The sequence below is a fragment of the Brevundimonas sp. NPDC058933 genome, from assembly GCF_049315965.1.
Lineage (GTDB): Bacteria > Pseudomonadota > Alphaproteobacteria > Caulobacterales > Caulobacteraceae > Brevundimonas.
The window spans coordinates 92,520-112,766 of the sequence record NZ_JBMOSL010000010.1 but is presented as its reverse complement, the minus strand read 5'-3'; the positions used below and the strand labels follow the sequence as shown (position 1 = coordinate 112,766).

The 20,247-nt window shown below is 66.8% G+C and carries 16 protein-coding genes; 14 read left to right on the top strand and 2 right to left on the bottom strand.

Going from position 1 to position 20,247, the window contains the following annotated elements:
- The first annotated feature begins 72 nt into the window (after nt 1-72).
- The 5 genes from ACOZBP_RS14650 (at nt 73) to ACOZBP_RS14630 (ending at nt 7,209) form a co-directional block, all read left to right on the top strand.
- Nucleotides 73-354: a hypothetical protein gene (locus ACOZBP_RS14650; protein ID WP_292034574.1), complete on the top strand. Its 282-nt coding sequence runs from the start codon at nt 73-75 to the stop codon at nt 352-354.
- A 116-nt stretch (nt 355-470) separates the two neighbouring features.
- Nucleotides 471-2,297 carry a tRNA (5-methylaminomethyl-2-thiouridine)(34)-methyltransferase MnmD gene (gene mnmD, locus ACOZBP_RS14645; protein ID WP_422677054.1) on the top strand — a complete coding sequence of 609 codons (1,827 nt, stop codon included), beginning with the start codon at nt 471-473 and terminating at the stop codon, nt 2,295-2,297.
- Nucleotides 2,298-2,357: 60 nt separating this feature from the next.
- On the top strand, nt 2,358-2,765 hold the full coding sequence (locus ACOZBP_RS14640; protein ID WP_422677053.1) for a hypothetical protein: 408 nt from the start codon (nt 2,358-2,360) through the stop codon (nt 2,763-2,765).
- A gap of 169 nt (nt 2,766-2,934) precedes the next feature.
- The gene (locus ACOZBP_RS14635; RefSeq protein WP_422677052.1) at nt 2,935-4,092 is read left to right on the top strand and encodes an efflux RND transporter periplasmic adaptor subunit; all 1,158 of its coding nucleotides are present in this window, start codon (nt 2,935-2,937) and stop codon (nt 4,090-4,092) included.
- 9 nt (nt 4,093-4,101) lie between these two features.
- Nucleotides 4,102-7,209, top strand: coding sequence for an efflux RND transporter permease subunit (locus tag ACOZBP_RS14630; RefSeq protein WP_422677051.1), 3,108 nt, complete (start codon nt 4,102-4,104; stop codon nt 7,207-7,209).
- A 181-nt stretch (nt 7,210-7,390) separates the two neighbouring features.
- Here the strand turns inward: ACOZBP_RS14630 and ACOZBP_RS14625 are convergent, their stop codons facing one another.
- Both ACOZBP_RS14625 and nhaA read right to left on the bottom strand, forming a co-directional pair.
- Nucleotides 7,391-9,991: a TonB-dependent receptor gene (locus ACOZBP_RS14625; protein ID WP_422677050.1), complete on the bottom strand. Its 2,601-nt coding sequence runs from the start codon at nt 9,989-9,991 to the stop codon at nt 7,391-7,393.
- Nucleotides 9,992-10,222: 231 nt separating this feature from the next.
- Complete coding sequence (gene nhaA / locus ACOZBP_RS14620; protein ID WP_422677049.1) at nt 10,223-11,434, bottom strand: Na+/H+ antiporter NhaA; 1,212 nt, start codon at nt 11,432-11,434, stop codon at nt 10,223-10,225.
- Between the two features lie 209 nt (nt 11,435-11,643).
- Here nhaA and ACOZBP_RS14615 point away from each other — a divergent pair, with 209 nt between their 5' ends.
- The 9 genes from ACOZBP_RS14615 to ACOZBP_RS14575 all read left to right on the top strand — a co-directional run bounded on the left by ACOZBP_RS14615 (nt 11,644) and on the right by ACOZBP_RS14575 (nt 20,194).
- Nucleotides 11,644-13,101 (top strand): protein adenylyltransferase SelO, encoded by a 1,458-nt coding sequence (locus tag ACOZBP_RS14615; protein WP_422677048.1) that lies wholly within the window; start codon nt 11,644-11,646, stop codon nt 13,099-13,101.
- A gap of 267 nt (nt 13,102-13,368) precedes the next feature.
- On the top strand, nt 13,369-13,779 hold the full coding sequence (locus ACOZBP_RS14610; protein ID WP_422677047.1) for a DoxX family protein: 411 nt from the start codon (nt 13,369-13,371) through the stop codon (nt 13,777-13,779).
- A 149-nt stretch (nt 13,780-13,928) separates the two neighbouring features.
- Nucleotides 13,929-14,414 carry a MerR family transcriptional regulator gene (locus ACOZBP_RS14605; protein WP_422677046.1) on the top strand — a complete coding sequence of 162 codons (486 nt, stop codon included), beginning with the start codon at nt 13,929-13,931 and terminating at the stop codon, nt 14,412-14,414.
- A 2-nt stretch (nt 14,415-14,416) separates the two neighbouring features.
- Nucleotides 14,417-16,198, top strand: a complete 1,782-nt coding sequence (locus ACOZBP_RS14600) for an acyl-CoA dehydrogenase C-terminal domain-containing protein (RefSeq protein ID WP_422677045.1) — start codon at nt 14,417-14,419, stop codon at nt 16,196-16,198.
- A 132-nt stretch (nt 16,199-16,330) separates the two neighbouring features.
- On the top strand, nt 16,331-17,494 hold the full coding sequence (locus ACOZBP_RS14595; protein ID WP_422677044.1) for an acyl-CoA dehydrogenase family protein: 1,164 nt from the start codon (nt 16,331-16,333) through the stop codon (nt 17,492-17,494).
- A 42-nt stretch (nt 17,495-17,536) separates the two neighbouring features.
- On the top strand, nt 17,537-17,791 hold the full coding sequence (locus tag ACOZBP_RS14590; protein WP_422677043.1) for a type II toxin-antitoxin system Phd/YefM family antitoxin: 255 nt from the start codon (nt 17,537-17,539) through the stop codon (nt 17,789-17,791).
- Entirely contained in the window at nt 17,788-18,048 is a 261-nt protein-coding gene (locus tag ACOZBP_RS14585; protein ID WP_422677042.1) for a Txe/YoeB family addiction module toxin, read from the top strand. The genes ACOZBP_RS14590 and ACOZBP_RS14585 overlap by 4 nt, the downstream gene beginning before the upstream one ends.
- Nucleotides 18,045-18,764: a 16S rRNA (uracil(1498)-N(3))-methyltransferase gene (locus tag ACOZBP_RS14580; protein ID WP_422677041.1), complete on the top strand. Its 720-nt coding sequence runs from the start codon at nt 18,045-18,047 to the stop codon at nt 18,762-18,764. Before ACOZBP_RS14585 ends, ACOZBP_RS14580 begins: the two co-directional genes overlap by 4 nt.
- Before the next feature lie 68 nt (nt 18,765-18,832).
- The gene (locus ACOZBP_RS14575; protein ID WP_422677040.1) at nt 18,833-20,194 is read left to right on the top strand and encodes a glutamate--cysteine ligase; all 1,362 of its coding nucleotides are present in this window, start codon (nt 18,833-18,835) and stop codon (nt 20,192-20,194) included.
- The last annotated feature ends 53 nt before the right edge of the window (nt 20,195-20,247 follow it).

Genomic DNA, 20,247 nt, shown 5'->3' with positions numbered 1-20,247 from the left:
GCTCACGATCCCGTTATCTCCTCTCAGCGAGGATTCATGATCTCGCGTTTCCCTTCTGAAGGATAAAAAACTATGCGCATCACCGCTCTGATCGCCGCTTCGGCCGCTGCTCTGGCTCTGGCCGCTTGCCAACCCGCCGCCACCGACAAGGTTGAAGACGCCGCTGCCGACGCCACCGACGCCGCTGCAACCGCCACGGACGCTGCTGCGACCGCCGACGCCGCTGCCACCGACGCCGCTGCCGCCGCTGGCGAAGCTGCCGCCGCTGCTCCGGCCGCCGCTGCTGAAGCCGCTGCTGCTGCTCCGGCTGCTGACGCCGCCGCTGCTCCGGCCGCTCCGGCTGCCGCTCACTAAGACTTACGTCTTGGATCGCGGCCCTACGGGTCGCGATGCGGAAAGGGGTCGTCTTCGGACGGCCCCTTTTTTCGTGCACGCTATCCCGCCACGCGCGAGGCCGCTAAAGCCCCGCCATGTCCGATGAAGCCCCCGCCAACGTAAACGACACCGCCTCCCCCCAGTTGTTCTGGGCCGAGGACGGCTCGCCCCGTTCCGGCCGATTCGGCGACGTCTATTTCTCCAAGGACGACGGCCTGGCCGAGACCCGCGCCGTCTTCCTCGAAGGCTGCGGCCTGCCGGACGCCTGGGCCGACCGCGCCGACTTCACCGTGGCTGAACTGGGCTTCGGCACCGGGCTGAACATCGTGGCCCTGCTGGACCTGTGGCGGCGCTCCCGGCCCGTTGACGGCCGCCTGCACGTCTTCACCATAGAGGGCTTTCCCCTGACCCGCGACGAGGCCGCCCGCGCCGTTGCAGCCTGGCCCGAACTGGCCGAGACGGCGAACGCCCTGCTGTCCGCCTGGCCACAGGGCACGCCCGGCTTCCACCGGCTCGACCTGCCGCAGTGGAACGCCAGCATCGACCTGGCCGTCGGCGACGCCGAATGGGCGCTGAGCCAATGGTCCGGCCCCGCCGACGCCTGGTTCCTCGACGGCTTCTCGCCCGCGCTCAACCCCGGCATGTGGACGCCGCACGTCATGGCGCTGATCGCCGCCCGGTCGTCCCCGGGGGCGAGGGTCGCCACCTTCACCGTCGCTGGCGCCGTGCGGCGCGGATTGGCGGATCAGGGCTTCGTCGTCGAGAAGAAACCCGGCCACGGGCGCAAGCGAGAACGCCTGGAGGCGCACCTGCCCTCGCCGCCCCCCGCTGTCGCCAGGCCGCCCCACGTCGCCGTCATCGGCGCCGGGATCGCCGGAGCCTCGGTGGCCCGCGCCCTCATCGCCGGCGGCGCCCGCGTCACCGTGGTCGAGGCCGAGAAATCCGGCGCCGGCGGATCGGGCTTTCCCGCCGCTCTGGTCACGCCCCGCCTCGACGCCGGCGACGCCATGATCGCCGGCTTCCACGCCCAGGCTCTGGAACGCGCCCGCGACCTCTATGCCGTCCTGCCCGGCGCGGTGATAGCCGAGGGCGTGCTGCAACTGGAACAGGCCCCGCGCGATGCGGCGCGCTTCGACAAGATCGCCGGCCAGACCCTCTGGCCTGCGGGCGCCATGAGCCGGCTCGACCGCGAGACCGCCTCGCGCCATCTGGACGAGCCGGTCATGGCCGGCGCCCTGCACATGGGCGGGGCGCTGGCCCTGCGTCCCGCGGCGGTGCTGGAATCCTGGCTGGTCGGCGCTGAACGTGTGACCGCCAGCGTCGCCTCGATCCAGCCGCGAGAGGGGGGAGGCTGGCGCCTGGGCCATGCTTCGGGTCGAGACCTGCTGGAGGCCGACGTCGTCGTTGTGACCGCCGGCTGGGGCGCCGCGACGTTGCACCGCGAACTGGCGCTGTCGCCTGTCTCAGGCCAGGCTGACTGGATCGACGGACCGACGACCTCGCCTGTGGCCTGGGGCGGATATGCCGTGCCCACAGGCAGCGGCCTGCTGTTCGGCGCCACCCACGACCGGGGCAAGACCGACGTCACGCCGGACGATCAGGCTTCTGCCCGCAACCGCGACACCCTGACGTCCGCGCTGCCGTGTCTGGCCGCCCGTGTCGAGGCTGCCGGACCGTCGCAGAGTCGCACAGCCGTGCGCGCCACCACGCCCGATCGCCTGCCCTTGGCCGGCCGCCTGAGCCAGACCGGCCTCTACGTCTTGACCGGTCTGGGATCGCGCGGCTTCTGCGTGGCTCCCCTGCTTGGCGACCATCTGGCGGCTCTCATCCTGGACCAGCCGTCGCCGCTTCCCATGGTCTTTGCGCAAAGGCTGGACGCCCTGCGTTTCGCGCCGCAACCAACATCGGCTTCCATCTCTTAGACAGGCGCGGTTCATTATCCCGGAGATAAGCTGCGCCGCAGAGCCTGCACGGAGCCCTCAATGTCGCGCCTCTTCTCCCCCCTCGCCCTCATCGCAGCTGGCGTCGCCGTCCTTTCGGGATGCGCGCCGACAACCTCGAGCCCGCCGGCAGAGGGCGCCAGTTCGGCGCGACAATGCCTCTTCCAGGATCAAGTCTCGAGTTTCCGGGTCCGCAACGACACCATCTACCTGCGCGGCTCGGGCAAGAGCGTGTTCCAGTTGCAAGCGGCTGGCTATTGCCGCGACCTTGAGAACGCCATGGGCCTGGCCTTCCTGCCCCAGGACGGTTTGAGCCGGATGTGTACGGGCGACTGGACCATGATCGTGCCGTCCGGAACGACGCCCCCGGTCACGCCGTGCCGTGTCCGCGTCGTCAAGCGCCTGAGCGACGCCGAGATCGCCGCCTTGCCGGAACGCGACCGCCCCTGACGGCCATCCGGGAAGAAAATTCGACCGTATTACTTCGCGGTAATGCTGGCAGGCTAGGTTTGAGAACGCCTCGCTGAAACGCTAAGAAGCCTGGCTATCCAACTCGTGTCCGGCGCCGGACAGAAGGTTCGCGCCCTCCCTGCACCGACCCTTTCAAGGATCTCCGCACGTGGCGAATTCCCTGCCTTTCCCGAGCGCCGTCCCGGCCCTGCTTCTGGCTGCAGCCGCGGCCCTGACGCTTTCCGCCTGCGGCAGCCATGGGGACGACAAGTCCAAGGCCGGGAACAAGGCTGCGGGCGTGTCGCGTCAGACCGTCAGCGCCGCCACGGCGATCGAACAGGCTCTCCCGCGCGTCATCGTCGCCTCGGGCACGGTGTCAGCATGGGAAGAGGTGCCGGTCGGCGCCGAGACTGGGGGCCTGACGGCCGTCGGCGTCTTTGTCGACGAAGGGTCCTACGTTCGCCAGGGCCAGGTCCTGGTCAAGCTGAACGACGCCCTGTTGCAGGCCCAGCTGCGCCAGCAGCAGGCCGGCGTGCAGACCGCCGAGGCCAACGCCGCCCGCGACGACGCCGCCCTGGGTCGCGCCCAGGAGTTGAAGGAACGCGGCTTCCTCAGCCAGGCCTCGCTGGACACCGCCCTGGCGAACCAGCGCGCCTCCCAGGCCAATCTCGCCTCCGCCCGCGCCGCCTTGTCCGAGACGCGCACCCGCCTGGCCCAGAGCGAGATCAAGGCGCCGGTTTCGGGCCTGATCATCAGCCGCAACGTCACGCGCGGTCAGATCGTGGAAGCCGGGACCCAGCTGTTCCGCATGGTCCGCGACGGCCGTCTGGAGCTGGACGCCCAGGTGCCGGAGACCGACCTGCCCGCACTGCGCGCCGGCCAGACCGCCACCATCACCTCGACCGAAGGCGTCGCCACCAGCGGTACGATCCGCATCGTCACGCCTGAGGTCGACGCCGAGACCCGCCTCGGCCTGGCCCGCATCAGCCTGTCGCCGGGCAGCGGCCTCAAGCCAGGCATGTTCGCTCGCGCCTCCATCACCGCCGGGGCCCAGCCGACGACCGTCGTGCCGACCGGCGCGGTTCTCTATCGCAACAACAAGTCTGGCGTCTTCGTGCTGGACGCCCAGTCCGCCGCCCATTTCCGGCCCGTGACGGTGCTGTCGCGTCAGGACGACCAGACCTCGGTCAGCGGGATCGAGCCCGGCGTCCGTGTCGTGGTCCAGGGCGCCGGCTTCCTGAACGAGGGTGACAAGGTGACCATCGCCGCCGCGCCCGCCGCCTCCTCCGCCGCCGCACCTGCGGCGGTCAGGCCGGCCGCGAAGTAAGGCCCGGCCATGAACAACATCTCCTCCTGGGCCATCAAGAATCCCATTCCCATCATCCTGCTGTTCGTGCTGCTGACCCTCGGCGGCGTGACCGGTTTCATGGGGATGCGGATCAACAACAACCCCGACATCGACTTCCCCATCGTCGCCGTCAGCGCCGCCCGCCCCGGCGCGGCGCCCGCCGAAATGGAAGTCCAGGTCACCCGGGTCATCGAGGACTCGATCGCGGGTCTGTCGGGCGTGCGCCACATCTATTCCAACGTCACCGACGGCGTGTCCTCGACCACCATAGAGTTCGAGCTGGGCACCGACACGGAGCGCGCCACCAACGACGTCCGCAACGCCATGAGCGGCGTGCGCGGCTCGCTGCCTCAGGACATGCAGGAACCGACGGTTCAGCGCATCGACATCACCGGCGACGCCCTGATCACCTATGTCGTGCGCTCGCCCACGATGACGCCGGAACAGATCAGCTGGTTCATCGACAACGAAATGAGCCGGGCCCTGCTGGCGCTGGGCGGCGTCGGCGAGGTCAACCGTTCAGGCGGCGTCGATCGCGAAATCCGGGTCGAACTGGACCCCCAGCGCCTGTCCGCCTACGGCGTCACCGCCGCCGAGGTCAGCCAGGCCCTGAACAACGTCAACAACAACCTGCCCGGCGGCCGCGTCACCGTGGCCGGATCGGAACGCGCCGTCCGAACCCTGGGCGCCGCCGGCTCGGTCGACCAGCTCCGCGCGACCCTCATCCCCTTGGGCGGCGGCAAGAGCGTCCGCCTGGGCGACCTGGGCGCCGTCGTCGACAAGTGGGGCGAACCGCGCCGTCTGGCCCGCTACAACGGGCAGGAAGCGGTCACCTTCAACTTCCTGCGCTCGCGTGAGGCCAGCGAGGTCAAGGTCGCGGAAAAGGTCCGCGAGGAAGTCGCCAAGATCGATGAAGCCCACCCGGAACTGACCATCGAACAGGTCACCTCCAGCGTCCAGTATATCGAGGAAAGCTATCTGGCCTCGCTGGAAGCCCTGCTGCTGGGCGCCGTGCTCGCGGTCATCGTCGTCTTCATCTTCCTGCGCGACTGGCGCGCGACCCTGATCGCGGCCACGGCCATGCCGATGTCGCTGATCCCGACCTTCGCCCTGCTCGGGCCGATGGATCAGTCGCTGAATGTCGTGACCCTGCTGGCCCTGTCCCTGACCATCGGCATCCTGGTCGATGACGCCATCGTCGAGATCGAGAACATCGTCCGCCACATGCGCGACGGCAAACCACCCTATGACGCCGCCTTCGAGGCTGCGGACGAGATCGGTCTGGCCGTCGTGGCGACGACCGGCACCATCATCGCCGTCTTCGCGCCGGTCGGCTTCATGCCCGGCATCATCGGCCAGTTCTTCAAGGCCTTCGCCCTGGCCGCCTGCATCAGCGTCTTCTTCTCGCTGGTGGTGGCGCGGACGCTGACACCGCTGATGGCGGCCTATCTGCTGAAGCACACCAAGCACGAGGACAAGGACCCCTTCTGGATGAAGGGCTATCTGCGCGCCCTGCACTGGTGCCTGGGCAACCGCTGGAAGGTGTTCGTCATGGGCGCGCTCTTCCTGGTCGGCTCGGTCGGCCTGTCGGTCGTCTCCAAGATGTCGTTCGAGTTCATGTCGCCCGGCGACGAGAGCCGCGCCGCCTTCCAGATCGAACTGCCGCCGGGTTCGACCCTGCGCCAGACCGACGCCGTGGTGCAGCAGGTGACGCAGAAGCTCAACGCTCGGCCAGAAGTCACCTCCGTCTACGCCGCCATCGGCGGTCAGGACGTGGGTCAGGCCAACGTCTATGCCGATCTGGTTCCCAAGGGCGAGCGCGCGCTCAGCCAGCAAGCCTTTGCGCGGGTCCTGGTCGATGAAATGAAACAGATCCCGGGCGCGCGCATCAGGGCCGGCATCGCCCAGCAGGGCGGCGGACCCAGCGACGGCACCAGCTACACCTTCTCCATCCTCGGCGACGATCCCGTGGCCCTGGAAGCCGCAGCCCGCAAGGTCGAGGAAGAGATGCGCGGCGTGCCGGGTCTGGCCAATGTGGTCAACACCGCCGCCATCGCCCGTCCGGAAATCCTGGTCAGCCCGCGCCCGGACGAGGCCGCCCTGCTGGGCGTCTCAGCCGGTTCGATCTCGCAGGCCGTGCGCGTCGCCACTATCGGCGACATCGAGCAGAACCTGCCCAAGTACAACCTGGGCGACCGCCAGATTCCGATCCGGCTGCAACTGACCGAAGCCGCCCGCGAAGACCTGAACGTGCTGGAAAACCTGCGCGTCCCGACCGCCTCCGGCGCCTCGGTGCCGCTCAGCGCCGTGGCCGACATCGAGTTCGGCGCCGGTCCGGCCACCGTCAGTCGTCAGGATCGCTCGCGCATCGCCTCGATCACGGCCGAGCTGGACGGCATCACCACGGGCGCGGCAGGTCAGGCCGTCAATCGCCTGCCCTCGGTCAAGAACCTGCCTGCCGGCGTGCGTCAGGTGCCGGCTGGCGACGCCGAGTTCATCCAGGAAATGCTGGTCGGCTTCGGGATCGCCTTCATCTCCGGCATCCTGCTGATGTATGCGGTTCTGACCCTGCTGTTCAAAAGCTTCGCCTATCCGGTCACCATCATGGCCGCCCTGCCCCTGGCCATCGGCGGCGCCTTCATCGGCCTGGTGATCGGCGGCAAGAGCTTCTCGATGTCGGCCCTGATCGGGGTGCTGATGCTGATGGGGATCGCGGCCAAGAACTCCATCCTGCTGGTGGACTACATCATCATCGCCGAGAAGGAGGGCGGCATGAGCCGTCGCGAGGCCATCATGGACGCCGCCCACAAGCGGGCGCGCCCCATCCTGATGACCACCTTCGCCATGGGGGCCGGCATGGTGCCCATCGCCATGGGCATCGGCGCCGACGTCGAGTTCCGTTCCCCCATGGCCATCGCCGTGCTGGGCGGTCTGATCTCCTCGACCTTCCTGTCGCTGCTCTACATTCCGGCCATCTTCACCATCGTCGACGACATCGCCGGTTTCGGCCGTCGCCAACTCGGCCGGATGTTTGCAGGGCAACGCAAGCTGGCCGACGGCAGCCGTCCCGCCGAACCCGCCGCCCTTCCCGACTAGAACAGCGCAAGCCTTCATATCCTGGCCCCCGGGGAGCGATCTCCGGGGGCTTTTTCGTGGCCGCCGCCGTCTCGGCCGCCTAACCGCCCGATCTCTTGGCGATTGACATTCGACCAAAGAAAAAGGCGGCCCGGATGGCTCCGGACCGCCTTCTCTTTTCGCCCTTAAAGGCGAAGGTCGATCAGTATTTGACGCGCAGGGTGGCGCCATAGGTGCGCGGCTGGCCCAGGAAGGCGTTGTAGGTCTGGGTGTCCAGCGCCGGGTTGTAGAAGGTCCCGTTCGGCTGAATCGTCGTCTGGAAGGCGGAGCCTTGCAGCGGCGCGTTGATGGCCACCTGCTTGTATTCCTCGTCCGTCAGGTTCTGGGCCCAGAGGTCCAGGTTCCAGCGGTCGTCTTCGGCACCCAGGGTGACGCGGCCGTTCACCAGGGTGAAGGCGTCCTGCATCTTGTAGGGCAGCAGGTCCGAGCCGGTGTTGTATTCCGTCGAATACTTGGCCGACAGGTTGAAGCCGACCTTCAGGCCCGCCCCGATCGAACGGTTGAAGGCCACCGAGCCCGTCGCCGACCATTCCGGGGCGAAGGACGCCCGCGCCCCCGGCAGCAGGGACAGCTGCGGGAAGTTGCCGGGGTTGGTCATGTCGGCCGCGGTGAAGTCGCCGTACTTGGTGTCGGTGTAGGTCAGGCCGCTGGTGAACGACAGGCCCTCGATCGGGGTGAACCAGACGAAGTCGGCGTCGAAGCCCTGCGACTTCAGCTCGGGAATGGATTCGACCACAAAGGCCGTGCCCAGGAAGGTGTTGAGCTGGAAGTCGTCGAACGTCTGATGGAAGTAGGTGATGTTCAGCAGGACGGTGCGGTCGAACAGGGTGTTCTTCAGGCCCAGCTCATAGCTGTCGACGGTTTCAGCCGGGAAGTAGAGCGAGGCCGTCGGCGTGATCCCGTTCTGCACCCGGTCCAGATTATAGCCGAACGACTTGTAGCCGTGGGCGTAGGACCCGTAGGCCATGACGCTGTCGTTGAGGCGATAGCTGGCCTTGATCGTGCCGGTAAACTCGCCGCCCGTGTTCTCTTCCGACAGACGGCGATTGTCATAGAGAGGGTTGGCCCAAGGCAGACAGATGTTGCCGATCAGGCGCGGACCGACCGTCGTGCCGAACACGCCCTGGATGGCCGCAGCATTGGCCAGGGTCCCGCCGCAGGCGGCGCCGTTCGTCCCGACATTGTCCTGGACCCCCAGCAGGCGCTTGTGATCCTGCGTGTAGCGCAGGCCGAGCGTCAGATCGAACTTGTCGGTCAGATGCACGGTGTTGTTGGTGAAGAAGGCGAAGGATTCGGTGCTCTGGCTGTAGTGGTCGCGGACGCCTTCGCCGAGGCCGAAGCCCGGACCGGTCGCGGCGGTCGGACCCGAAGGGCTCATCCCGCCGGTGGCGAGGCAGCCGCCGAGACCTGCGGCGGACTGGCCCGGACGGCTGAAGCAGCCGATGACGTTCGGGCTGACCGGCAGTGCCGGGTTGGCGGCGTTCAACTGCGACGACAGCAGCAAGGACAGGAAGGGGGTGTAGGCGGCCCCGTACCAGTAGCTGTCGGCCCGGCTGATGTCCTCCTTGGTGAAGAAGGCACCGAACAGCCAGTCCAGACGTTCATTGGAACCGGCCAGGCGGAACTCCTGGGTCAGGTTCTCCAGCTCGAAGCCGTAGTTGCCGTCATCCTTGCGGTAGAGGGTGTCGGCGGTGTTGTAGTCGAGGTCCATGCCGTTGATCCCCTCCCAGTTCCGCCAGGAAGTGATCGAGGTCAGGGTCGCGTCCCACGAGGGGATGTCGATATTGGCTTCAGCCGAGAAGCCCATGTCTTCCATCTGCTGCGCCGTGCTGCGGTTGGCGTAGGCCGTGCGCGAGAAGGGCAGAGGACCGAAACCGGCGGCGGGGGGCGTCTGCTGGCCGCCCACGGCCACCACGGCCCCATAGGTCGGACCGGTTCGGATCTGGGTGGAGACGCAGCAGTACTCGTCGCGCTTGGAATAGTCGGCGATCAGGCGGATCGACACCTCATCCGACGGCAGGATCAGCAACTGGCCGCGCGCGGTCCAGAAGTTCTGGTTCTGATCGTCGGTCTCGGTGCGCGGTCCGGCGCCGGTCACAACGTCATAGAAGCCGTCACGCTCGCGCTTGGCGACATAGAGGCGACCGGCGATCTGGTCGGTGATCGGACCGGTGACCGAGCCGGCGATCCCCCAGGCGTTGAAGTTGCCGTAGGTGGCCTCGGCGTTGAAGCCGGGAGTGAAGGAGGGCGCCTCGGAGATGATGTTGATCACGCCGGCCGAGGTGTTCTTGCCGAACAGGGTGCCCTGCGGCCCCTTCAGAACCTCGATGCGGCTCAGTTCGCCCAGGTCGCCGAAGCCGACGCCGTTGCGCGAGCGATAGACGCCGTCGATGACCACGCCGACCGAGCTTTCCAGGCCGGGGTTGTCGCCGACCGTGCCGACGCCGCGGATACGGGCGGTGGTCGAGGCTTCCGACTGGGTCGAGGTGACGGTCATGCCCGGCGTCAGGATCTGCAGATCCTTGATGTCGCGAACCCCGGCGCCGTTCAGCGCTTCCTGCGACAGGGTCGTGACCACGATCGGCACGTCCTGCAGGTTCTGTTCGCGTTTCTGGGCGGTGACGATGATGTCGTCGACCGTGGTCGGCCCGTCCTGGGCCGAGGCGGCGCCGGCGAAACCGAAGGCGACGGCGCCGACGACGGCGGCCGACGCGGTGCAGCGAAGGATAGTGTTGAAACGCATGAAGCGGCTCCCCGGCTCTGTGGCCCGGCCGCCCGCGGCGACCGTGGCGATTCCTGTCCCTGTCGATCCACGCTCATTGAACGGCGTGAATTCTCCATTGACAGGCGTAAGCCAGCGCCGGGACAGCGACAAGAAGCCGCCAAGCTGCGAACGGCGATTTCAGCCCACGTCGCTCTATATGTGGCGTGAAAGCGACAAAATTCGATGACGCAAGGTCAATATTATCAGCGTTTACTTCAACATCGGGGCAGACGACATCTCTTCCCTTTGCTTCTGATGTCGCGCGGCGAGGTGCAGAATCACAGCCGCCGCCAGTGCTGAAAGCAGGGATCCGCCTATTACGCCCAACTTGACCTCGATCTGCTCGGGCGAATCCACCGCCCCGGGGAAGGCCAGCACGCCGATGAACAGACTCATGGTGAAACCGATGCCGCACAGCAGGCTGACGCCGTAGAGCTGCAGCCAGCTGGCGCCCGAGGGCTTGTCGCCGATCCTCAGTTTGGCGGCCAGCCAGGCGGCCCCGAAGACCCCGACCTGCTTGCCGATGAAGAGACCCAGGGCCACGGCGATGACCAGGGGGGCGAAGGCCTGCTCCAGCGAAAGGCCCGCGAACGAGACGCCGGCCTTGGCGAAGGCGAACAGCGGCAGGACCAGGAAGGCGACGTAAGGGTGCAGATCGTGCATGGCCTCCTTCAGCGGGCTCTGCGAGGTCTCACGGCGCGGCTCGACCGGCACGATCATGGCGAAGGCCACCGCCGTCAGCGACGTCGACAGGCCCGACAGGACCGTCAGATACCAGACCGCCGCAAAGCCCAGCACCCAGAAGGGCCCGGCCATGCGTCGGCGCCCCAGAAACGCGAAAGCGGCCAGCAGTCCGGCCACGCCCAGCAGCGGCAGCCACTGTACGCCCTGGCTGAACAGGACGGCGATCAGGGCGATGGCGCCCAGATCATCGACGATGGCCAGGGTCAGCAGGAAGACCCGCAGCGAACTGGGCAGCCCCTTGCCCACCACCGCGAAGACGGCCAGGGCGAAGGCGATGTCGGTGGCCAGCGGTATGGGCCAGCCTTGCGACGGCCCGCCCAGCAGGCCCGCCACCGCCAGATAGATGACGCCCGGAACCGCCATCCCGCCCACGGCGGCGATGATGGGCAGGGCCAGCTTCTTCGGGTTGCTCAGTTCGCCCTTGAGGACCTCGTATTTGATCTCCAGCCCGACCACGAGGAAGAAGACCGCCATCAGGCCTTCCTTGATCCAGTTGGAGATCGTCTCCTCCAGCCGCAGGGGGCCGACCTGAAGCACATGCACGCTCTTCAGCCAGGCGAAATAGTCGCCGGCCCATGGCGAGTTGGCGACGATCAGGGCCGCGACGGCGGCCAGGCCCAGGGCGGCGCCTGAGCCGGCCTCGGTCTTGAGGAAGGCGAGAGTTAATTTTGTAGCCACGGCGGTCTCCGAAATCAAAAGGACTGTCGTGGCGTCAGGTTATCGACGGACGCCGGACTGGATTCGCATCGGATGGAGCGCCAGCCTGGCCCCGTCGCACATCAGCGAGGCGGGACCTGATCTCTGTCGATGAAAATACCCTACCCAGCCGCAGGTTCAACCCCGGCTTCGCGGTTGCGAAAGACGAGGCGAGCGCGCATCTGGCCCCCATGCCCGTCTCCCCCGCCTATCGCCCCGATCCGCGCTTCATCGACCTTGGCCCCGACTACGGCGATCCGGTGCAGGCGGCGGACTTTCCCCAGACGATCCTGCGCGTGCGCAACGACCGGGCAGCGGCAAGCGTGGGGCTGGAGACGCTGAGCGACGACGAATGGCTGGCCCATTTCGGGCGGTTCGCTCCCCTGCCCGGCCAGCCCGGCCCGATCGCCATGCGCTATCACGGCCATCAGTTCCGCACCTACAACCCCGACATCGGCGACGGGCGCGGGTTTCTGGCGGCGCAGCTTAGAGAAACCCCTCAAGCAGTCTCCCTCCGTGGGGGAGGCGATAGGGAAAACAAGAGTGTTCGACTTCTCGACCTCGGCACCAAGGGCTCAGGTCAAACCCCCTGGTCGCGGCACGCCGACGGGCGGCTGACGCTGAAGGGCGGCGTGCGCGAGGTTCTGGCCGCCGCCATGCTGGAAAGCCTGGGCGTTCCGACCTGCCGCATCCTGTCGCTGGTCGAGACCGGCGAGGCGCTGGACCGTCACGACGAGCCGTCGCCTACCCGTTCGGCGGTCATGGTGCGGCTGTCGCACAGCCATATCCGGTTCGGGACCTTCCAGCGCGCCGCCTATTACGGCCGCAAGGATCAGATCGAGACCCTGCTGGAACACGCCCGCAGCCTCTATCATCCGACGGTCGCGCCGGGCGACGCCCCCGGCTTCCTCGCCGCCGTGGTCGAGGCCTCGGCGCGGCTGATGGCGAAGTGGATATCCGCAGGTTTCGTCCACGGCGTGCTGAACACCGACAATCTGAACGTCACGGGCGAGAGCTTCGACTACGGCCCTTGGCGTTTCCTGCCCCACTACGAACCCGGTTTCACCGCCGCCTATTTCGACAGCGAGGGCCTCTATGCCTTTGCGCGTCAGCCCGAGGCGGTGTTCTGGAATCTGACCCAGTTGGCTGGATGCCTGAAGCTGATCGCCGAGCCGCAGGTCGCCGCCCTGACCGAGGCGCTGAACGGCTTTGGGCCCGCCTATATCCGCCACCTGCGCGCCGCCTTTTTGAACCGGCTGGGCGTCAAGAGCCTGAGCGAGGCGGCCGATCAGCGGCTGCTGGACGCAACCCTGGCCCTGCTGCGTGACAAGGGCGAGGCCCTGCGCTGGGAGCCGCTGTTCTTCGACTGGTTCGGCGGCTTCAGCTCCTCGGCACGCGCCCTGGGCGGCGTGCGCGGCAAGACCTATCAGGGCGAGGCCTTCGACGCCTTCCGCTTCGCCCTGCTGGAGCATGAGCCCGACCGGCCCGAGCGGCTGGAGCTTCCGATGTTCGCCGTCGCCGAACCCGAAGAGATGCTGATCGACGAGGTCGAGGCCCTCTGGTCAGCCATCGAACAGGGGGACGACTGGGGCCCTCTGCACGCCAAGCTGGCCCGCCTGGACGCGGCCCGGAGCGCCTGGGCGCTTTAAAACAGCCCGGATTCATCCCCAAGCTGAGCGGTATTTGCTACACTTTCAGCCTATGTCATCAACTGATGTCATCGGGCGTTGACAGCCCGTTTCGAGCGGCCTATTGCCGTTTGACGATCCGCGTCGGGTTACCGGGAATTGTGGTTTCAGCCACGCCGTCGCCGCAGGTCGCGCCTACCCCCGTTCACAGATTGTTACATTTCCTTGACTGTCGGCTTCGGCGATCTGATCTAGCAACTGTTACTAATTAAACCTCCGGTTTCGGCCATGACCTCGACGACCTTGACGCCCCGCTCCCGCGCAAAATCCGACTACCTGAACCTGACGCTCTGGACCTTCCAGGGCTGGATCGCGATGTTCTTCGTCGCGGCCGGCTACGCCAAGCTGACGGAGTCGATGGAGAACCTGACCGTGCTGATGCACTGGCCCGCCATGGCCAGCGTCAACTTCGTGCGCGGCCTGGGCGTGGTCGAGATCGTGCTGGCCCTGATGGTTCTGGCCCCGCTGGTGTCCTGGCGCGTCGGCCGTCCCCTGCTGCTGACGGCCAGCGTCGGCCTGCTGGCGCTGCAAAGCATCATGCTGATCCTGCACGCCATGGAGTTGGATATCGGCCTGGCCCTGACCAACCTCTTCCTGATCGCCATCACGGCGCCGGTGCTCTGGTTCCGTCGCCACTAGGCGCCTGACACAAGTTTCCTCCCCGGATCGGCCGCGGCGCGCGCAAGCTCTCCGCGGCCGATTTGCGTTTGAGGCCCTGCCGTTCACAACTTGTCGAGGGGGCGAGCGAGAAGCTTCCCTTTACGTCCGCGTCAAGTTATGTGTGACGGATGGCGACCGCTGACGATCACCGCACCTATTCCATCCGGCACCTGTGCCGCGAGTTCGGGGCGACCGCGCGCGCCCTGCGCTTCTATGAGGACAAGGGTCTGCTGACCCCGGCCCGCAAGGGACAGACGCGGGTCTATGACAGCCGCGACCGCGCCCGGCTGAAGCTGATCCTGCGGGGTCGCCGGATCGGCTTCACCCTGCAGGAGATCCAGGAGATGCTGGATCTGTATGACCGCAAGGATCACAACGTCCATCAGATGGCCGTGGCCCTGCGTCGTCACCGCGCCCAGGTCGAAGCGCTGAAACAGCAACTCGAAGACATCGAGGGCGCCATCCAGACGGCGGAAGACGCCTGCGCCTGGATGGAGTCCAAGCTGGGCGAACACCGCCCCGACCTTCTGCCGGGGGCGGACGAATACGCCAGCCTGCTGAGCGAACGGCTCAACCCCGACACCCATTTCCAGCCTTTCAAAGCGAGAGCTTAAACATGGCCTACAAGGCGCCCGTCCGCGACCTGTCCTTCGTCCTGCACGACGTGCTGGAGGTCGAACGCTACGCCAACCACTTCGCCGACGCCGACCTGTCGCGCGACCTGATCGACCAGATCATCGAGGAAGGCGGCAAGTTCGCCGAGGAAGTCATCGCCCCGATCAACCGTCCGGGCGATCAGGAAGGCTGCACCATCGAAGGCGACGTCGTCACCACGCCCAAGGGCTGGAAGGAGGCCTATCATCAGATGGTCGAGGCCGGCTGGACCAGCCTGGCCTTCGGCACGGAGTACGGCGGCCAGGGCCTGCCGTCTATCGTCTCCATGGCGGTCGGCCAGTTCACGGCGGCGGCCTCGGCGGCCTTCTCCATGTATCCGGGCCTGACGGGCGGCGCCTATCACGGCATCGAGGCCTCCGCCTCGGCCGAACTGAAGCAGAAATACCTCCCCAAGATGGCGACCGGCGAATGGACCGGCACCATGAACCTGACCGAGCCGCAATGCGGCACCGACCTGGGCATGGTCCGCACCAAGGCCGTGCCGAACGGTGACGGCTCCTATTCGATCACCGGCCAGAAGATCTGGATCTCGGCGGGCGAGCACGACTTCGCCGACAACATCATCCACACCGTCCTGGCCCGCGTCGAAGGCGCGGTTCCGGGCATCAAGGGCCTGTCGCTCTTCGTGGTGCCGAAGTTCCTGGTGAACGAAGACGGCTCCATCGGCGAGCGCAACGGCGTCCAGTGCGCCGGCCTCGAGCACAAGATGGGCATCCATGGCAACGCCACCTGCGTCATGGCCTATGAGAACGCCAAGGGCTGGCTGATCGGCGAAGAAGGCCGCGGCATGAACAACATGTTCGTAGTCATGAACGAGGCCCGCCTCGGCACCGGCCTGCAAGGTCTGGCCATCGGCGACGCCGCCTATCAGGCCGCCGTCGAGTTCGCCAACGATCGCCTGCAGGGCCGCGCCCTGACCGGGCCCAAGAACCCGGACGGCCCGGCCGACCCGATCATGGTTCACCCCGACGTGCGCCGGATGCTGCTGGAGTCCAAGGCCTTCGTCGAAGGCGGGCGCGCCTTCATCCTGTGGACCGCCCTGCAAGCCGACCTGCAGAAGTCCTCGGACGAGGCCACGGCGACCAAGGCCAAGGACTACATGGGTCTGATCACGCCCGTGCTGAAAGCCTATCTGACCGACAAGGGCTTCCACGTCGCCTCGCTGGCCATGCAGGTCCACGGCGGCTCGGGCTATACCGAGCACTTCCCCGCCTCGCAGTATCTGCGCGATGCGCGCATCACCATGATCTATGAGGGCACCAACGGCATTCAGGCCCTGGACCTGGTGGGCCGCAAGCTGCCGTCCAACGGCGGCCGCGCCATCATGAGCTGGTTCGCCGACATCGACGCCTTCGTGGCCGAGAACGGCGACGACGAGGCCATCAAGCCCTTCGTCGACGGCCTGGCCGACACCAAGAAGAAGCTGCAGGACGGCACCATGTGGCTGATGCAGAACGGCATGGCCAACCCGGACAACGCCGGGGCCGCCTCGACCGACTACCTGCACATCTTCGGCCTGACCGCCCTGGCCTATATGTGGGCGCAGATGGCCAAGTCGGCCCAGGCCAAGATCGCCGCCGGCGACGCCGATCCCTACTACGTCACCAAGCTGCAGACCGGCCGCTACTTCGTCGAGCGCATCCTGCCCGACGCCCAGGCTCATCTGACCAAGATGAAGACCGGCGCCGAGGTGCTGATGCAGATGCCCGCCGAGGCCTTCTAAGCCTCGCATAGACGTCACCCCGGACACGGCGAAAGCCGTGATCCGGGGCCGCTCAAAACAACAACGGTCGATTTCTGCGGCGGTCCCGGCTCTCCGCTGCGCTACGGCCGGGATGACAGGGAAGAACCGCTCATGAACGTGCTCAACGTCCCCGAACCCGACTTCATGCAGGACGAGGAGATCGTCCTCTTCTCCGACAGCGTCGGCAAATGGATCGACGAGCACGCCCCGCCCGAGAAGTTCCAGCAATGGATCGCCGACTCGTCGGTGCCGCGACAGCTGTGGAAGGACGCGGGCGACGCCGGCCTGCTGGGCCTGAGCTTGCCCGAGGAAGACGGCGGCTTCGGAGGCGACTATCGTCATGAGGTCGTGCTGATGCGCCAGCTGGGCTGGAAGGGCGTGGACCACTTCGGCATCAGCCTGCACAACGCCATCGTCATGCCCTACATCTGGCACTACGGCACCGAGGAGCAGAAGGCGCGCTGGCTGCCGCGTCTGGCCTCGGGCGAACTGGTCGGCGCCATCGCCATGACCGAGCCGGGCGCCGGCTCCGACCTGCAGGGCGTCAAGACCACCGCCGTGCCGCACGGCGACCACTATGTCCTGAACGGCTCCAAGACCTTCATCACCAATGGCCAGCTGGCCAACTTCATCATCGTCGTCGCCAAGACCGACCCGGCCGAGGGCGCCAAGGGCACCAGCCTGATCGTGCTCGAGACGGACGGGGCCGAGGGCTTCGAACGCGGCCGCAACCTGCACAAGATCGGCATGGAGGCCAACGACACCTCCGAGCTCTTCTTCAACGACGTCAAGGTGCCGCTCGAGAACATCATCGGCGGCGGCGAGGGCCAGGGCTTCGTCCAGCTGATGCAGCAGCTGCCGCAGGAACGCCTGAACATCGCCGTCCAGGGCGTGGCCGCCGCCGAACGGGGCCTTGAGGCGACACTGGACTACGTCAAGCAGCGCAAGGCGTTTGGGAAACGAGTGATCGACTTCCAGAACACCCAGTTCAAGCTCGCCGAGGTCAAAACCAAGCTGACGGTCGCCAAGGTCTTCGTCGACCACTGCATCGGCCTGCACCTCAAGGGCCAGTTGGACGCCGCCACGGCCTCCATGGCCAAATACTGGGTCACCGACATCCAGGGCGAGACCATCGACGAGATGCTGCAGCTCTTCGGCGGCTACGGCTACATGAACGAGTATCCCATCGCCCAGCTCTACAAGGACGCCCGCGTCCAGCGCATCTACGGCGGGACGAACGAGATCATGAAGCTGCTGATCGCGCGCACGCTGTAACCGCCCCTTGCGACAACGTACGGAAATCCGTACATTGTCGCCATGAACGCCATGTCCGTCACCGAACTCCGCAAGAACCTGGCCGCGACCATCGACCGGGTGACGGCGGATCACGACTACACCATCATCACCCGCGAAGGCGGCAAGCCGGCGGCCGTGCTGATGTCGCTTGAGGATTTCGCCTCCTGGCAGGAGACGGAATACCTGCTGCGCAGCCCGGCCAATGCGGAACGCCTGCGCAAAGCCGTCGCCGAACTGGACGCTGGCGGCGGCCAGGCACGCGACCTGATTGAATGAAGCTGACGTTTCAGGAGGAGGGCTGGGAGGATTATCTCCATTGGCAATCCATGGATCGAAAGCAGCTCAAAAAGATCAACACCCTGATCCGGGAATGCCTGCGCACGCCCTTCGCAGGCACAGGCAAGCCGGAACCCTTGAAGGGTGAGTTTTCAGGATGGTGGTCCCGCCGGATCGACCAGGAACACCGGCTCGTCTATCGAGCCACGGAAGACACCTTGCTGATTGCTCAGTGCCGATACCATTACGACCGATGATCCGTTTGCATGTTCAGGGCGACCTCGCCGCCGGCCTCGCAGTCGCGCCCACCCTCGACCAGTCGCGCTACCTGACCCAGGTGATGCGGCTGAAGGCGGGCGACGACCTGCTGGTCTTCAACGGCCGCCATGGCGAGTGGCGCGCCTGCGTCGCCGAGGTGCTGAAGAAGGGCGTCGTCCTGCGCGCCGAGGAACAGGTGCGTGAACAGACCCGCGGCCCTGATCTGGAACTGATCGTCGCCGTGGTGAAGAAGGCGCGGATCGAAACCATCGTCGAGAAGGCGACCGAGCTGGGGGCAAGCCGCGTGCGGCTGGCCCTGACCCATCGCACCAACGCCGACCGCCTGCGGCTGGACCGGCTGGACGCCATCGCCGAGGAAGCGGCCGAACAGACCGGACGGCTGGACGTGCCCCTGGTCGATGATCCGGTCAAGCTGGACGCCCTGCTGGACGGCTGGGACGCTTCACGCCGCCTGATGTTCTGCGACGAGACCGGCGGCGCGCCCGCCGTGCCGGCCCTGACGGCGGCGGGCGGGGATAAATGGGCCATCCTGATCGGTCCCGAGGGCGGTTTCTCGCCCGAGGAAGGCGAGCGTCTGCGGGCCCTGCCCTTCACCACCGCCGTCTCCCTGGGCCCGCGTATCCTGCGCGCCGACACCGCCGCCATCGCCGCCATGACCCTTTGGCAGGCCGCGGCGGGTGACTGGGAAAGATAGAAGTTGCGAGCCCCCTCTTGAGCGAGGCCGTATCCTCGCCCATCTAGCCGCGACAGCAGGGGTTACAGATGTCCGACACGGCGCCGCTTTCCAGAGATCAACTGATCCACGCCATGTCGAAGGGCGAGAAGCCCAAGGACCAGTGGCGCATCGGCGCCGAGCACGAGAAGTTCGGCTTCGACAAGTCCACCCTGCGCCGCCCCGCCTATGAGGGCGACAACGGCATCCTGGCCATGCTGACGGGCCTGCAGCGCTTCGGCTGGTCTCCGGTCGAGGAAGCCGGCCATGTCATCGCCCTGGAGCGCAAGAACAGCGAAGGCTACGCCGCCTCGATCAGCCTGGAGCCGGGCGGTCAGTTCGAGCTGTCGGGTGCCCCGCTGCAGACCATCCACGACATCTGTTCGGAAACCGGCCAGCACCTGATGGAGGTCAAGCAGGTCGCGGACCAGCTGAACCTCGGCTTCCTCGGCGCCGGGTTCGACCCCCTGTGGCGACGCGAGGACATCCCCGTCATGCCCAAGGGCCGTTACGGCATCATGCGCGCCTACATGCCCAAGAAGGGTTCGCTGGGCCTCGATATGATGCTGCGCACCTGCACCATCCAGGCCAATCTCGACTTCGATTCCGAAGCCGACATGGTGATGAAGTTCCGCACCTCGCTGGCGCTTCAGCCCATCGCCACGGCCCTGTTCGCCTGTTCGCCCTTTATCGAAGGCAAGCCGACCGGCTTCCTGTCGGCGCGCGCCAACGTCTGGACCGACACCGATCCCGATCGCACGGGCATGCTGGACTTCGTCTTCGCCGACGGCTTCGGCTATGAACGCTACGCCGACTATGCCCTGGACACGCCGATGTATTTCGCCAAGCGCGGCGAGACCTATGTCGACCTGTCCGGCCAGTCGTTCCGCACCTTCATGACCGAGGGTCTGGACGCCCTGCCCGGCGAGCGCGCCACGGAGAAGGACTGGGCCGACCACCTGACCACCCTCTTCCCCGAAGTGCGCCTGAAACAGTATCTGGAGATGCGCGGCGCCGACGGCGGGCCGTGGAGCCGCATCTGCGCCCTGCCCGCCCTGTGGGCCGGCGTCCTGTACGACGCGCCGTCGCTGGCGGCGGCCTGGGACCTGTGCAAGGACTGGGACATCGCCGACCACGAGCGCCTGCGCCGCGACGTGACCCGCCTGGGCCTGAAGGCCGAGGTGGCGGGCCGCAGCGTCCGCGACATCGCCGTCGACCTGGTGGACATCGCCAAGCAGGGCTTGAAGAACCGCGCCCGGTTCAGCGGCGGCATGGTCGACGAGCGCGGCTACCTGTCGGAACTGGAAGACATCGCCGACAGCGGCGTGACCCCCGCCGACCGCCTGCTGGAACTCTATCACGGCGAGTGGAAGGGCGACGTCAGCCGCATCTATCGCGACTTCGCCTACTAGAGATCCAGCCGCTGTCACGGCCCGGCAATGCGACCTTAACCGGCCCCCTTTAG